The 14,922-nt window shown below is 56.6% G+C and carries 15 protein-coding genes and 4 tRNA genes; 5 read left to right on the top strand and 14 right to left on the bottom strand.

All coding sequences use genetic code 11. The features are described from left to right. Positions 1-12: 12 nt before the first annotated feature. From WDN10_04600 to WDN10_04590, 3 genes are all read right to left on the bottom strand, one after another. The gene (locus WDN10_04600; protein ID MEJ0053968.1) at positions 13-891 is read right to left on the bottom strand and encodes a PCRF domain-containing protein; all 879 of its coding nucleotides are present in this window, start codon (positions 889-891) and stop codon (positions 13-15) included. A 52-nt stretch (positions 892-943) separates the two neighbouring features. Further along, positions 944-1,016 (bottom strand) — tRNA-Thr (locus WDN10_04595). Positions 1,017-1,086: 70 nt separating this feature from the next. Next, positions 1,087-1,159: transfer RNA gene (locus WDN10_04590), tRNA-Thr, on the bottom strand. A gap of 131 nt (positions 1,160-1,290) precedes the next feature. Here WDN10_04590 and WDN10_04585 point away from each other — a divergent pair. Beyond that, positions 1,291-1,518 carry a DUF5668 domain-containing protein gene (locus WDN10_04585; protein ID MEJ0053967.1) on the top strand — a complete coding sequence of 76 codons (228 nt, stop codon included), beginning with the start codon at positions 1,291-1,293 and terminating at the stop codon, positions 1,516-1,518. Positions 1,519-1,534: 16 nt separating this feature from the next. After that, on the top strand, positions 1,535-1,915 hold the full coding sequence (locus tag WDN10_04580; GenBank protein MEJ0053966.1) for a low affinity iron permease family protein: 381 nt from the start codon (positions 1,535-1,537) through the stop codon (positions 1,913-1,915). A 59-nt stretch (positions 1,916-1,974) separates the two neighbouring features. Here WDN10_04580 and WDN10_04575 read toward each other — a convergent pair. The 8 genes from WDN10_04575 to WDN10_04540 all read right to left on the bottom strand — a co-directional run bounded on the left by WDN10_04575 (position 1,975) and on the right by WDN10_04540 (position 7,548). Further along, positions 1,975-2,046, bottom strand: a tRNA-Asp gene (locus WDN10_04575). A 62-nt stretch (positions 2,047-2,108) separates the two neighbouring features. After that, positions 2,109-2,363: a hypothetical protein gene (locus tag WDN10_04570; protein MEJ0053965.1), complete on the bottom strand. Its 255-nt coding sequence runs from the start codon at positions 2,361-2,363 to the stop codon at positions 2,109-2,111. 33 nt (positions 2,364-2,396) lie between these two features. Then, positions 2,397-2,471: transfer RNA gene (locus tag WDN10_04565), tRNA-Met, on the bottom strand. After that, positions 2,462-3,136: a hypothetical protein gene (locus tag WDN10_04560; GenBank protein MEJ0053964.1), complete on the bottom strand. Its 675-nt coding sequence runs from the start codon at positions 3,134-3,136 to the stop codon at positions 2,462-2,464. Before WDN10_04560 ends, WDN10_04565 begins: the two co-directional genes overlap by 10 nt. An 82-nt stretch (positions 3,137-3,218) precedes the next feature. Next, on the bottom strand, positions 3,219-4,847 hold the full coding sequence (locus tag WDN10_04555; protein ID MEJ0053963.1) for an ATP-binding protein: 1,629 nt from the start codon (positions 4,845-4,847) through the stop codon (positions 3,219-3,221). A gap of 13 nt (positions 4,848-4,860) precedes the next feature. Next, positions 4,861-5,691 carry a hypothetical protein gene (locus WDN10_04550; GenBank protein ID MEJ0053962.1) on the bottom strand — a complete coding sequence of 277 codons (831 nt, stop codon included), beginning with the start codon at positions 5,689-5,691 and terminating at the stop codon, positions 4,861-4,863. 442 nt (positions 5,692-6,133) lie between these two features. Further along, complete coding sequence (locus tag WDN10_04545; protein MEJ0053961.1) at positions 6,134-6,685, bottom strand: hypothetical protein; 552 nt, start codon at positions 6,683-6,685, stop codon at positions 6,134-6,136. A 137-nt stretch (positions 6,686-6,822) separates the two neighbouring features. Beyond that, positions 6,823-7,548, bottom strand: a complete 726-nt coding sequence (locus tag WDN10_04540; protein MEJ0053960.1) for a G1 family glutamic endopeptidase — start codon at positions 7,546-7,548, stop codon at positions 6,823-6,825. A 134-nt stretch (positions 7,549-7,682) separates the two neighbouring features. Here WDN10_04540 and WDN10_04535 point away from each other — a divergent pair, with 134 nt between their 5' ends. The 3 genes from WDN10_04535 to WDN10_04525 all read left to right on the top strand — a co-directional run bounded on the left by WDN10_04535 (position 7,683) and on the right by WDN10_04525 (position 10,565). Continuing rightward, complete coding sequence (locus WDN10_04535; GenBank protein ID MEJ0053959.1) at positions 7,683-8,735, top strand: glycosyl hydrolase family 18 protein; 1,053 nt, start codon at positions 7,683-7,685, stop codon at positions 8,733-8,735. A gap of 73 nt (positions 8,736-8,808) precedes the next feature. Then, a complete protein-coding gene (locus WDN10_04530) occupies positions 8,809-9,975 on the top strand; it encodes an NAD(P)/FAD-dependent oxidoreductase (protein MEJ0053958.1) in 1,167 nt (388 codons plus the stop codon). Between the two features lie 125 nt (positions 9,976-10,100). After that, positions 10,101-10,565, top strand: a complete 465-nt coding sequence (locus WDN10_04525) for a hypothetical protein (protein MEJ0053957.1) — start codon at positions 10,101-10,103, stop codon at positions 10,563-10,565. A 107-nt stretch (positions 10,566-10,672) separates the two neighbouring features. Here the strand turns inward: WDN10_04525 and WDN10_04520 are convergent, their stop codons facing one another. Genes WDN10_04520 through WDN10_04510 form a run of 3 tightly spaced genes read right to left on the bottom strand, consistent with a single transcriptional unit; the run spans position 10,673 to position 14,905 of the window. Then, complete coding sequence (locus WDN10_04520) at positions 10,673-11,056, bottom strand: response regulator (protein MEJ0053956.1); 384 nt, start codon at positions 11,054-11,056, stop codon at positions 10,673-10,675. 18 nt (positions 11,057-11,074) lie between these two features. Continuing rightward, the gene (locus tag WDN10_04515; GenBank protein ID MEJ0053955.1) at positions 11,075-11,878 is read right to left on the bottom strand and encodes a hypothetical protein; all 804 of its coding nucleotides are present in this window, start codon (positions 11,876-11,878) and stop codon (positions 11,075-11,077) included. A gap of 36 nt (positions 11,879-11,914) precedes the next feature. Beyond that, a complete protein-coding gene (locus tag WDN10_04510) occupies positions 11,915-14,905 on the bottom strand; it encodes a tail fiber domain-containing protein (protein MEJ0053954.1) in 2,991 nt (996 codons plus the stop codon). Positions 14,906-14,922: the final 17 nt, after the last annotated feature.

Below are 14,922 nucleotides of genomic sequence, written 5' to 3'. Positions count from 1 at the left end.
CTGCAGCGCAGGTTACTCCCCGGGCTGTAGATTCGCAACCGCGTCTATGAATCCGTCCAAATCCCCCTCAAGTACCCGCTCGGGATCATGCGACTCATGATTCGTCCTGTGATCCTTCACGAGCTTGTACGGATGGAGCACGTAGGAGCGTATCTGGCTTCCCCACTCGTTCGCGGTCGTCTTCGCGATGGAGCGGCCTTCCTTCTCGGCCTTGGCCTGCTCTTCCTGGGCCGTGAAGAGTTTGGCGCGCAGGAGTTCGAGTGCCTTCTCGCGGTTTGCCTGCTGGCTGCGTTCGCTTGAAACATGTACTGAAATACCTGATGCTTTGTGGAGGATGCGCACCGCGGTCTCGCGCTTGTTCACATTTTGTCCGCCCGCTCCGCCTGATTTGGCGAACTGTATTTCGATGTCGTCCGGAGAAAAGACTATTCCTTCCGAAGGTGCGAGCTTGGGAAGCACTTCAACGAGCGCGAAGCTGGTCTGCCGCTTTGCCTGGGAATTGAACGGGGACTGCCGTACGAGCCGGTGCACGCCCGCTTCATGCTTGAGGCGTCCGTATGCGCCCTTGCCGCTTATCTCAAGAAGCGCGCTGCGGTATCCGCCATTGTCGTTTTCAGTATCATCGAGAAGCTTTACGCCCCAGTCCTTCGCGGCCGCGTATCCGCGATACATATGCAAAAGCATGCGCGCGAAATCCTCCGCATCGTCGCCCCCGGCGCCCGCAAGAACCGCAAGGGTCGCACCCCCTCCGTCATGCCCCTCTTCTCCGCCGCTTTCCTTAAGAATCTGGTATTCGCGCACCAAAGCCTGCGCCTTCTCCTTATCAAGCCAGAAATCGCCCGAGGCCATGAGCGCTTCGAGTTCCGCAAGCCGTTTCTCGCCGTCCGTCATCTGCCGAGTATAACAAAAGGCGCAGCTAAAAGAGCTGCGCCTTTTGTGCTTGAGCCGGAGGTCGGGATTGAACCGACGACCCCGTCATTACGAATGACGTGCTCTACCAACTGAGCTACTCCGGCGTACCTAGATTTTTACCACAGAACGCACTCTCACAACAGTGAGCTGGACTACGAGTGCTTTTTACCTCTGAGCCGATGCCCGGATTTGAACCGGGGACCTACTCCTTACCATGGAGTTGCTCTACCAGCTGAGCTACATCGGCATGTTCCCCGAAAGGAACTAGCCGATGCTAGCACGTAACGCAGTGAAGCCAAAGTAACGCACCCGGCCCGCTGGCGCCTAAAGCCCACGTGCTATCCTTAAAGCGTTGCTTATAAACCGTAACCGTACCGCATGGAAAACAATCATATGGAAATGAAAGTCTGCAAGTGCCCGCACCACAAGGTCGTGCCGGTCGCCATCATTCTCATCGGTCTCGCATTCCTACTTCAGACTTGGGATATCCTCACCATGGGAGCCGTTGCCGTTATCTGGCCGGTCCTTCTCATCGTCATCGGCGCCGTAAAGCTCGGAGGCTGCAAGTGCTGCAAGGAAAACCACCAGGGGGCGAAGTGGTCGTAGGCTGCCAGCGATATTCATGAGCAGCCTCTTCAGGCGCATCGCGCACTGGACCAGCAAGGCTACCGGCTCGCCGGGAGCTTTTGTCGTCGCCGTGCTTGCGATCGTCGTCTGGGGAGCAACAGGACCTGTCTTCGGCTTCTCGGACACCTGGCAGCTCGTCATTAACACGGGAACGACCATCCTCACCTTCCTCATGGTCTTTCTCATCCAAAATACGCAGAACCGCGACGCGCATGCGATACACCTGAAGCTTGACGAGGTCATCCGCGCTATCAAGCCCGCGCGCAACTCATTTATCGATGCGGAGGATCTTGAGGATAAGGCGCTCGACGTGCTCCAGGAGGAATTCAAGGAACTCCGGGAACTCGACGCACAGCGGCACAGGAGAGGGGCGTAGCGTTTGCTGCTAAGCGCCGCGCAAAATGAATGAGCCCCGTACGGGGCTCATTCATTTTGCGCGGCTGATGGGTGCTGACCCCACGGCCTCCGCCGTGACAGGGCGGCGCTCTACCGTTGAGCTACAGCCGCAATTGAAAACCAGCTTATGCCGCGAGACGACGCGGGCATCGCGTTCTCGCAGCTTCGATACTTTACCCGCCTTTGCCCTTCCCGGCAAGACGGCCGAGGATGTAGTATAGGGCAACCGTAGCCCATACCACCTCAAGCACGACGAATGGGTAGACGTGGCCCACGAACGCATACCAGCCCAAAAGCCCCGAACCGATGACATTGGCACAGTCGTAGGCATAGGATTTGTCAGTAATCACGCCCGTTTGCTCAAGCGCGAACGCCGCAAGAAGGACTGCTGCGCCGATCGTGCCGATGATGAGGAGAGGTATGTCCATTCACCCCCAGTATACCGTGTCCTGCCCGAATCTTGGTGCCGGCGGGTGGAGTCGAGCCACCGTCTAGACTTTATGAGTGTCTCGTTCTAACCCTTGAACTACGCCGGCAATTGCATCGCTTTTATAAGACCAAGAATCTTGTACTGCAATTCGGTACTTTTCTTTATCCGAAGCGATACTACACCATAATACGTTTCGCGTTTTTCGTAAACCTTTCCTTGTCTTGCTTTAAGTAAAACCGGATTGGCAAATTGAGCAGCTGGCAATCCCAGTTCGCGTCTCCAAAAACGGAAAATCTGGGTGCTTCTATCCGCGTGAGTAGAATTAATGTATATCCAGACACGAATGTCCTCATGAGCAACGTTCAAGGAATCGAAAAACCACTTAAGAACAAATCGCAACATGTGAGGATTGGTGTTGGTAAAAGTTAGCTTTCTATCTTTACTTCCTTCACCCCAATACAACGCAGCACCTGCTACCAGTAAATCGCGGGCATTGATCATTCCAATGAGTTTCCTGGCCTCTGTTTCTGCCTGATTCACTCTTTCGAGTCTTGCCCGCTTGATCGCTTGAGAACCGAGTAGCCTTCCTCTTTGGCGTCCGTCTCCAGCTTTTTTTGCAAGCTTTGCTAAAGCGATCGAAGTGAGCTTCAAATCTTTACACCAAAGCCCCGCCGTGGACTTTGAAATATTCAACCGCTTTGCAATCTCAGCAAACATAAGTCCGCGGGCGCGAAGTCGCCTTGCTTCTTGTTTTCTATCGCTCTTAGCCATAGGTATATAGTAACCTCGATTCTATATAACTAAAGTACTTTTCTCCACAGCTGGAGAAAAAGAGATGGGGGGGATTATTACACTACGCCGGAAGCTCAACGATAAACTTCGTGCCCTTGCCTGTGCCTTCGGACTCGATCCATATCTTCCCCTTATGACCCTCGACCAGCTGCTTGGCGACATAGAGCCCGAGCCCGGTTCCGGTCGTGTTCACCTTGTTCGCGTCGCGGGCGCGCTTGAATTTCTCGAAGAGCCCGCCGATCTCATCTTTCCCGATGCCGATGCCCGTATCGGAAACGGTGACGCGGGCGCCGACACCAGCCCTTTCAACGGCGACCGATACGCTTCCGGCGGGCGTGTACTTGATCGCGTTGTCGACGAGGTTGGTGATAACCTGTTTTACCTTCCCAACATCCGCCGTCACCGTGACTTCCTGAGGAGGAGCGAGATAAGTGAGCGCAAGTCCGTGTTCCGTCGCGACGGGTCGCAGCTCGTCGGTGACTTTGCGCGCGAGGTCGCCAAGCGCGACGGGCGCCATTTCGTACTTGAGCCTTCCCTGCTCGATGCGGGAGATATTCAGATAATCCTCAATAGAGGACGCCATGACGCGCGAAGACTCGGCAATGCGATCCAGCGGCTCTTTGAGGGCCTCCGGAACAGTCCCGTAGTCGCCCTGGACAACGAGAGAGGCGTAGCCGCGAATAGCGGTAAGCGGGGCGCGCAGCTGGTGCGACGCGATCGAAAGGAATTCGCTCTTGAGCTGGTCGAGCTCCTTGAGCCGCGCGTTCGCGGCCTCCAAATTCCCAGCCAGTTCTTCGATCTCGTGCCTGTTGCGTATCTCTCGCTTGGCCGACTGAAAAAGGAGTGCACCGAATCCGAGGGTTACGGCAAATCCTAAAATGGTCAGGAGAAGATCGGTAGGATTTTGAACGAAGAAGAACTCAGCGCCGCCGATCAGAATGAATATGTAGAAAAGTACCTGGACTCCCTTATCGCCGATCTTGAATGTTTCGTAATTGGTAATCGCAATAGTCAGGAAAAGGATGAAAAACGGAAGAGCGAAGAGTGAATACAAGGTTATTTCGAATATGGAAGTCGCTGTCGACACGTATTCTGCTCCGGCAAAAATGCCCATGAACAAAACGATGGAGCCAACGACAAGCAGTACGCGAATCCGTTCACGGCGATTTTTCCATGACTGTATCATTCGATATATACCGAACAGGAGCGTCGCTCCCAAAATCAGGGCTTCAAATATCGCCTTGTAGTTCGCAAGAAATTCGTTATCGACCATTTCGCATTGCGGCTGGTTCAGCTGAAAGACGGCCTGACCGGTTACCGTAAGGAAAAAAGGCACAACGGCGGAGAGAATCAGAAGTCCCGAGAGCCACACCGGCATCGGGCGCGAAGACAGGTCAGTATAGACAAAACCGAAGAGGAGCGCGAAAAATACGATATTGATATAGTCGAGCGGCGCCCAGGTGGCCGCGACGAGATGATAGTCATTCGCCACCCAATTGATTAAGTCTCCGCCGAGCCAGAGAGCGAACGCAATGGTAAAACCGAAGAAGAAAACGGCTTTGTACCTATTCGGCGCATTGAAATAGGCAACTGCTCCGAGAATAAGGCTCGCAACCCCTGGAACGAGGTGGGAATAGAGGGCCAGTTCACGAAATGCGCTTGTCGTAGCGAAGCAGGTATTGATGTCCATGCGGATAAGTATACTATCGCGCGAGGGCGCGCCGTACCTTCTTCGGATACGCATCCCAAAAGAGCCTAAGTTCCTCGTTGCTTGGCAACAGCCGGACAATGAGCGGCGAATATCCGTATGTTTGCTGAATACGCTTGAACGCGGGGAGGACCGATTCGGTCACGAACGGCCCTTCGCTCTTGGTAGTGAAGTAGTTTTCGAACAAAATGCCGTCGCGCACGAATAAGGTAAGGAGATGTTCGTAGTAATCGACCGCCTTCCTTCCGTTCGCATCGAACCAATGCGTCGCATCGACACAATGCGTTTTTGGATTAAGACCCGTTATGGCGCGAAAGAGGCGGTGATGGAATGCGATAAGGGATTCCCCATGAAGGCACTGTATGTCGGTAAACGGCTTGCCGGTCGACGTATTGAAGTCGCATACTGTTTCGTATCGAACCATGTCGCGGCCGTCGGAACCGGTATGTTCATAGATGGGCATTTTGCCCAAGGAACGCTTATAGCGGTTGTCTGAGCTCACAAACTTATCGCCATGGTACTCAAGTATGAGCGGCTTGAGCTTCATATGCTTCGCTAGCCGCAAAAAACGGATGATCTCATGCGTCGGCGTTGCTACCTGGCGGAAGAGTACCGCCCGGGGCTGAATAAACTTCTTCAATATGGTCTCGGCAGTAGAGCCAAGTGTTTGCCGCACTTTTTCTTTAAGTCCTGATTCTTTCCTACGCTGAGCGAGCTCCCATAAGGCCATGCGCGGTTCGGTATGGAAATAATCAAACGCATCGAAGCGAATGACCCCGTTTATAGAATACTTCACGTCGTCGATCGTTTGCTTGTTCGTTTTCATTTCAATTATTCGGCACCAGATACCGCGCCAGGGCCTTCGCATGAAACGTCGTCTTGATCAGAACACATAATTTCCGTGCAAGAGTGCGCTTCCGACGGACAAATACTGAGACACGAATTATCGGTGCAATGCGCGAATTCCTGAGCTGGCAAAGTAAATGTTCGATATACCGCGAGATCGTTTGGCGGACAACCGTCGTTATCACAATCCCGGACATAGCATTCGTTAGTGAGAGGATCGCAAGGGGCTTCCACAAAAAGAGAATAATTCTTCGCGATGTCGTATCTATAGATGCTGACGCCGAAGCCCACGAGCACTGAAAGAAGAAGCAGCCACGCAAGCCAAGGAACAGGCTGCTTCGGGGGATTCTCCATATAAAAGTTATACCATATTTATTTGAGTAAAGATAAAAATTCGGCGGCAACGTATGCGTTGCCGCCGATCAGAAGACCGCCTCCCAGCCGAAACGAAAGGTCTCGACGATGATTCCCATTTCAAGAATTGACCAGGCATTCCCCACGGCGACTGCTGCCAGAAGAATGCCCCAGTCTTTGGCCGTGAGCCCTCGGAAATGCTCCCGGCGGAAATGAACCGCAACGATAAGTGGATCGACGCGCCAGAGGAGGCCGACGAACGCGACAGCAGCGAGAACCACCTCCGCTCGCGTCTTTTCCGCTTTGCCGAGCCAGACGGCAAGGCGCTCAAAGCGATTTTTATTCTCCTTTGCTTCGAGTTCGCGGAGTATATGAGCCCCGAGCCAGTCGATCCCCTGCCGGTCATAGAGCCAGAACATAAGTCCGTTCTGAATGAGCGACCCGAGCGTGGCGATGATGCTGCCGATCACGAGCCCCCACTGAAGGATCGCGAACGCATAGAACCCATAGTCGTATAGGACGTTGTAGGATTCATAGAGAAACAACCCCGTACCTATTGTCTTGATCCGCACCCGATGGCGGACCAGCCAGCCGGAGAACCGGCTATACCAGTGCGTCATGAGGCGCTTTCCTTTCGTAAGGCCGCGAGGGGCCTATTTATACGGTTCACGGCAAACGAATTCCTCCGCGTGCCTACCAGGCCTGACTATAACATATATATGTCTGTAACGCAAGCAGTTCCTTTAGTCCTCGCTTATTATCGGCGGGAAACGGTAAACCCCGATTTTGAAGCGCTGAGAGCGGAAGGCATGGCCAGGGACTCTTTACGCTCTCCGATAAGCGACAGGGGTTTGGCGCCCGCTTCCTCTATTGTCGCCTCTTCCCCGTCCGCTACGGCTCCTGCGGCGCTGAAAGTCACATCGCCGAAATCATTGAGTGCCACAAGCCTATCTTTTCCCGTCGGGCGTTCCTGTATCCACTCCACCGAAGATAGCGAGGATTCATAGGAGACGTTTTTCTCGAACGTATCGCCCGTCGTACGGTTTTCGATGCGGATGAGCCAGTCGTTTCCGGACTGCTTCCCGACCGATACGCTGATCTCGTCGCCCGGACGCACGGAAAGCGAGGAAATGCGCTTTGCGGTCTCCGGCAAAAGCTCGTACCACGCGAAATACCGCATCCTCCCTTTGGAGTCGGTGATGGCCTCTGTCCCGGCTTGTATGAGATCCGTCGATTCGGCCCCGCCGATACCAACCCAGGTTGAATCGCCGGAAACGGCCTCCGTAGCCCGAGATTCGGGGACGATCCAGCTCCCACGCACGGCAGTATAGGTTCCGTCGGTCGCCGCGTATCCGGCCCAGTTATGAGAAACACCGGGACCGGCGGCGCTGTTAAGGGCAGCCAGCGGAGCGGCAAATGCCGCAGGAACGAAGCTTTGGATAAAAAGAAAAGCCCCGAAGGCGAGGACCGAACATGCGGCCATGGTATGAAATCTTTTCCGAGAGCGAGCAAAATTCTTCATGAAGAACGGGTGAATCGTATGACTAATACTACGTCCTCATCCGGAATTCATTTCGAAAGCAATACAAACAGATATGCAGGGCGTATACTACAAATATGATTACCCTCTCTCTCATGCAGCGTACGGCCGTTCTCCTTGTGCTTGTATCGTTTTTTGGAGCGGTATACCTTCCTTTACCTGCCCTAGCAGCAACCCCGGCCGCACCCCACTACGAACGCCTCTTCTATTATCGCGACGGCGAGCTCGCGAAACAGTCTTTCTTCGCGCACGCGGACTCGATCGACATTTTCGCGCCGCAAGTGTACGCGATAAACGAAGACGGCACGCTTTCGGGAACCCTCGATCAGGACATACTCGATTTCGCGAAGAAGAATAATATCCAAGTGATGCCGCTCGTAACGAACGGAAGCTTCAGCCCCGCCGCGTACAAAGCGCTCCTCACCGATATAAAAAAGCAGGACACCGCCATAAGCGCGCTCATAACCGAAGCGAAAGATCGGGGCTATATCGGCTGGCAGATAGATTTCGAGCAGATGGAACTTGCCGACAAGGATGGATTTTCCGCCTTCGTCGCCAAAACGGCGAAAGCGCTCCATGCGCACGGCCTTATGCTTTCGGTCGCCGTCATTTCAAAAGTGTCCGATACGCCAAGCGACTATAAGAACGACCTCTGGAACAAGCTCATCGGCGTTTATGACTACGACGCCCTTGCGCGCTCCGCGGATTTCATAAGCCTCATGTCCTATGACGCGCCGGACTCGAAAGGCGCTATCGCTCCCTATCCCTGGCTTACGCGCGTCCTTGACTACGCGCTCGCGCATATCCCACCCGAAAAACTCTCGCTTGGCATCCCTCTCTACTACTGGCAATGGAACGACATGACCGGAAAGCTGGTCGGCATCGGGGGGAACGAGGGCATACAGAACGTATTTAAGAATCACCCGAACGACGCGTTCATGATCTATGACGAAACGGCACAGGCTCCGTACCTTCATTATTTCAACGGCCCCACCGGGTACACGATTTGGTATGAAAACGCGCGGAGCGTCGCAGTGAAGGTCGCGCTCGCGAAGAGCCACGGGCTCCGCGGCGTTTCGCTCTGGACGCTTGGCCTTGAAATTCCGAGTGTATACGGCTCGCTTAAGTAGTGAACACTCATCCATACGCGAAGTTTTCAAGGGTCCGCTTTGGAGTTGAGTGATCGTGCTATCCTTCGTTCGCATGACTTCTAAGAAGAAAGTTCTGATCTCGGGAGCCGGGATAGCCGGATTACTTACCTACATCTACCTGGACCGGAGTAAATACGAGATGACACTGATCGAAAAAGGCGAGCAATTCCGCTCGGTTGGATATGCGATCACGATTTGGAGCTGTGGCTATGATCTCCTAAAGAGAACGCTGATGCGGCGCGGCGCATATGAGAATCGCTTCATCAAGCTCAAGAGAACCCTCATGCTCAACGAGTCGACTTTCCCCGAAAGCTTGTATTCCTTGAAGGATCTCGGATACATCGTTGATCGGGAAGCGTTTCACGATATGCTCCTCGCCGAAGCGCGGAATATGGAAGGACGCATGATTCTCGACACGGCTATCCCTTCCACGGTGGTCAGGGACGGAAAGCATATAGTGACACTCAGCACCGGTCAAAACGATGCGTACGACCTGGTCGTTGTGGCCGAAGGCATCAGCTCGCTAACTCGGAGCGGCTGTTTCGAGGGCGTCGGGATCTCACCTTCGGATTACGCGGTCGAATATGCGGAAATCGAACGAATCCCGATGCTCGAGGGAGAAAACGTCGTCTTCGGCATCAATAACATGACGGGGGTCCTAATGACCTCGCCGACGAGCGCCATGATCGCGCATTTCTTTTTCGCGAAAGAACCGGAGTATGCGGCCCAAAGAGACGTGATGCGAGAAGGCTTGGAGAAGATGCTTGTCCGCATCTACGGGCCGCAGTGCAGGCCGGTATACCGGGGAACCACGAGAGTATTCGAATTAAAAGACGTGCATGTCCCGAACTCTCATGCCAATAGGATGATCCTGCTCGGAGATGCCGCGCACGGGAGATTGCCGGTGCTTGGCGTCGGCACGACGCTCGCTACGGAAGATGCTTTTTATTTGGCCAGATCCCTGAATCAGCTTGATGGCGACTCGTGGAGCGGGCGCATAGAAATTCTGCTTGAGGAGTTTTCCCGGGCACGCAATAAAAGAGTGGAGCAGCTTTATGCGCTCCAGGACGTGGTAATCAAAAACTCGCTCCCGCGAGCAAATGCCGTCAGGAAGGAATACGGGCCCTTCGCCAAACGCATGTTCAATACGCTTGGCATCCTCTCGAACAGGCTTTTCACTGTATTTTTTAGGCGGGCAGTCAGCCCGAAGTTTGTATAGATTAGTATACAAACCATCTTTCACACACCGTTCATGGCGTGTTTCGCATACTAGGCGCACCGATTAGCCAGGGCCACATAAGGGCCACACGGCAGCGGTTTAGAAGCCTAACGCCTAACACCCATATGCAAGCAGTCAAACGCATAGCAGTCGGAAGCGGCGCGGCGATAAGCGCGCTTGGCCTTCTCGCGGTAAGCGGGCTGCTCTTCGCGAGCCCCGCGGCTGCGGACACGACCGGATATGAGACGGGATACGCATACACGCAGGGGCTCGCGACCGGCGCGGGAGGGGCTCTCACGGCCGATTACGGCGCGACCGGAAACGTCGTAGCGGCCGACACTGCGGCAGAGGATTATCCGGCTCCAGGAGCGATAGACACGACCGCCCCTGCGGCAGCGGCCCCGGCCGTCATCGAATACACGAACGACGCGACGATACCGGAAACCACGAACGCGGCGAATGTTCCGGTATCTTTCTGGGACTTCTCTTCCCCGCTCCTCTGGCTCTCCCTCATCGTGCTCCTCGCGATCGTAGCGCTTGGCGTCGCGGCGCTCTCGAATCCTCAACGCACGGCGTCGGACTATCAATAGTCAGATCGTTTTCTCTAAGAGGACTCTATACGACAACGGACTCCGCACGGAGTCCGTTGTCGTATAGGTGCGGCCGAAACGAGCAAGAAACGGCGCCATGGCGGAAGCTACTTCCCCGCGAGCACCCGCTCGACTTTCCTCAGGACATCGGCGATCTTCCAGTCCGACTTGATGAGGTATTCAAGCGGCTTGTGCGTCACGATATCCTTGACGACCTGTTCGCTGCTCGCGTTCACGTTCGTGAGGATCATGACGGATGCGCCCTTCCCCCACGAATCCTCCCGGATCTGTCCGAGCGCTGTCATGCCATCCACTTCGGGCATGAGGAGATCGAGAAGGATGAGGTCGGGGTGCTCGGCAAGAGCGCTTGCCGCGCCTTCCCGCCCGTTTCCGGCCTCAAGGACGCGGTATCCCTTGTCGGCGAGCATGTCCCGAAGCGCTTCCCTGATATCTTTTTCGTCTTCGACGATGAGTATGGTTTTTTGGTTCATAGAATATGGATTACGTGATCAGCCGTTCTTTCTGAGCGCGAAGCTCACCTTCTTCCCGAGCGCCGCTTCGTACCCGGACACGAGCGCCGCGACGACTTGCGCGGGGTTCTCCGTGATTTTGAGAACTTTGCCGGTATCGGAATCGATGGAAAGACCCTTCGTTTTCGCCGCGATCTCAAGCGCCCGGTCGCCCGCCCGCTGGCGCATCTGGCTTACGGTGTCGCTTATGATTTCGTAATAGATGCGTTCGTCTTTGGGCTTGTCCGCGTAGTCATGGAGCACGGCGCGGCGGGCCCTGGCCCGGATGAGGAGCCGGCCGCCGATAAACGACGCGAGCGCCAGAAGAAGGGCGAGGCCGCCGTATCGGAGCCAGTCCGTGATATAGACGCCCAGATACGCGCGCTCGACGGTGAACGAGAAGCGGGAGACGGCGGGCGCTTCCTGAAAGGGATAGCGCGCTTCGCTTTCGAGCGTATAGCGTCCGGGCGCGAGGGTCCCCGGCACTTCCACGTGCCGCACAACGCTCGCGGTCGTGTCGACCGCGACGGTCTCCTGCTGCGAATAGGCTTCGGCGCCCGCCGCATCGAGTATCCGGTATGTGATGACGACATCGGCCCGGCGCGCCGTGCCGAAGTTAAGAAGCGTGAGCGAGAACGAGAGCGTCCCGCCGGGCGCCACGCGGGATACGAGGCTCGCGGCTGTCGCCCGGATACCGTCTTCCTGGTTCGCGCCAAAAGCCCGCTCCATAGGAACCGACAGCCCCGACAGGACTGCCGCTGCGAGCAGAACAAACAAAAAACGAATGGGGAACGACAATCTCATGAATAGCGTGGCGCGCTGCTCCCAAACCAAGACCTGCTACGGAGTTGCGACCGGAGCATCGTCAGTATTCACGGTCGGCGGTACGGGAGCCGGAACTTCCTCCTCAGGAACAGGAGGGGTCACGCTTCCTTCCTCCTCTTCGGGCCCGGAAGGAGGAACCGGTGCGGGAGTTTCGTCATCTCCGGACACATGCGGAAGATGAGCGGCAAGCACCGCTATCTGCGCCTTGAGATCCTCGATTTCGACTTGCTGCTCTTGAAGAGCTTTCACGACGTATGGCATCATGCCGCCGGTGGAAAGGGACTTGTAGCCGGTGGTGGGATCGGCGGAAACGAGTTCGGGAAATATCTTCTCGACATCCTGCGCGATGAATCCATACTTGAGTCCGGCGGAAGAATCATCGGTCTTCCAGTGGTACGAAACCGGCTTGAGCGCGAGGACCTGGTCGAGCGTCGACGCGTCAAGCGGCGTAATGTCCTTCTTGAGCCGCTCGTCCGATGCGCAACTCAAAAGCCCGGTAATCGAGGAGAGGAGGCAGAAGAGCGAATTTGTCGTAGTCTGGAAACGCGCGACCGTTCCGCCGACATCTCCCCGCACGTCGAGCGGATACGTAGGGCTTGAGGTGCCGACGCCGACGAAGCCGTTCGCGGCGACGGTGAGCTTGATTCCCCCCGTCGACGAACCCACCGCGAACGGCGCGACGCCGGCCGCCGCGCTCACCGCAAGCGCAGCCACCGGAGATGTCGTGCCTATGCCGACGAATCCCTTGTCGAGAACCGTAAGGCCCGCGATGTCGGCGCTGTCGGTCGTCTGAAGCGTGACGCCCGCGCCGGTTCCCGCACCCTTAACCGCAAGGGTCGCAAGCGGCGTCGTACTCCCGACGCCGAGACGGTAGGCAATCGCGGATGCTTGCGTCGTCGAGGTGGCGAGAAGGTAGTTCACGGTCGGCGACGTGGACGCGGAGAGCGCGATGCCGCCGCCGGTCGAATAGAGCCATCCTTGGCCAAGACTCGCCGCTCCGGTACCGCCTGCGGCGACGCCAAGGGTTCCGGTAAGCGAGGAGAGATTGAGACCGAGAGTCGAGGTGGCGGCGAGCGCATATCCTCCTGAGCCGTTTCCAAGCAGGAGCTCCCCGAATGAAGGCGCGGAAACTACGCCGGTTCCTCCCGCGGAAACCCCGAGCGTCCCCGCGATCGAAGAGAACGTAAGGCCGAGCGAAGAAGTCGCGACCGAAGTATAGCCGCCCGAACCGTTACCCATGAGGAGATTCCCGAACGAAGGCGCGGCAGTGAGACCAAGACCGCCCTTGACGACCGAAAGGGTTCCGGTCGTATCGGCAAGCGCGATGCGGAGCGTCGAGGTCGCGACCTGCTGCCACGCTCCGCCTCCCTGCGTACCGATAAGAATTCCGGCCGAGACAGGACTCGTGATGCCGGTACCGCCTGACCCTGCGCCAAGGGCGGCGGAAAGCGAGAGCGAATCGGCGGAAAGCGATCCGATATCGGCGGAGGCTATGATGGCATCATCCGCGATATAAAGGTCGGTAGACGAGGCGGTGCCATCGATCGAGAGAAGGCCGGTGGACAAAGAGAACGACATCGCGCCCTCGGTCGGAACCCAGTTCGATCCGTCCCAGACGAGCGTATCCCCTTCGATGGTCCCCGATTCCGGAATGCTGTATCCGCCCGTAACGGCGATGACGCCGGTCGAGGAATCGTACGAAAGCGATGCACTGCCCGAAGAAAACGCGTTTCTCGCGCGGGCGTCGGTGTAATAGAGGTGGGCGGGATTCTCGGCCACCGCGAGCGTATTCAAGGTCTGCCACGTCTTGTCGCCGCGCCAGTACTGGGTCGTAAGGCCCGACGCTATCGCCGCTTCTTTCTCGCTTGCGAGCTCGTTAATGGCGCCCTGCACGTTCGTCGAGGCGATCGTGCCCGCCGCGACATTGATGATCTGGTCGCCGGTATAGTCCCCGCTCTGAGCAGTGACCGCGCCGGTGCGCCCGAACACACTCGCGATGGCGCTCGTATCCGCGACCTTGCCCCAGCCCGTGCCGTCGCAGATAAGCCAGTCGCCCACGTCCCATGAGGACACGCCGCCCAGAGTCGTCGCTCCGGACGTGCCGACGATATAGAAGTATCCGTTTTCGCTTGCCGTGCACATGCCGTCGGAAAGGGACGGGCTGTTCGCATCCGCATCCCACGTGCCTTGGAAATTAAGAGAGCCGATAACGTTCGCGAACAGGTCGCTGATGCTGATCTTCCTGTTCGCCCCCGCGCTGTCATCGTAGAGCGCGAGATAATCGCCGTTCGCGGCGCTTGAGACTGCCGACAATCCGCTTATGGAAAGGCCGATGCCAAGCGATCCCGAACCGTTCGTGATTTGTATGCCGCCCGAGCCGCTCGCGTTCGCGACCGTATACGTCGATCCGTTGCCGATGAGAAGCTGGCCGTTTGCGGGAGCTGACGACGCGCCCGTACCGCCATAGGCCGGAGCTACTGCGGAACCATGCCACGTGCCGGTCGTAATGGTACCGAGCGTCGTAATGGATGCCTGACCGGGATAGGCGGCCGCAAGCCGGAGTCCGCTTCCGGACGCGGAGAGCGTCGAGCCGTCAAGCGTGATAGAGAGCACGTGCGTGCCCGCATCAAGGTGCAGCCCCTGTTCGGATGCGCTGTACGAGATGCCGCCGTTATCGTCTCCCCAGACGACCGAACCGCCGCTTATCTTGAGCACCTTGCCGTCGCTGCCGATGGGAAGCGTCGTCCATGAATCCGTACCGTCGGTATAGAGAAGCGAGCCTGCCGGTACGCTCTCTCCGGCGCTGACGGGCTGCGTGATACGGCACTGCCCCTGATTCGGCGAGCATTCCGGATCGAGTGTTTCCTCGGGCTCGTACGGATTACCGTCCCATGCCGCATGCGCGGCGGGAAAACCGACGATACCGTTTGCTGCAAATACGAAAAAGAAAACCGCGGTGAAGCGTCCCGCGAACGCTAGCAAAGGAGAGGTGAAGATGGTGCGCATGAGACGAGAATTAATCG

It is taken from the genome of bacterium (assembly GCA_037200965.1).
In the GTDB taxonomy this organism is placed as follows: Bacteria; Patescibacteriota; Minisyncoccia; order Phycocordibacterales; family Phycocordibacteraceae; genus C7867-001.
Note: the sequence above shows the minus strand (reverse complement) of the source record. Positions and strands in the feature narration are given on the sequence as shown.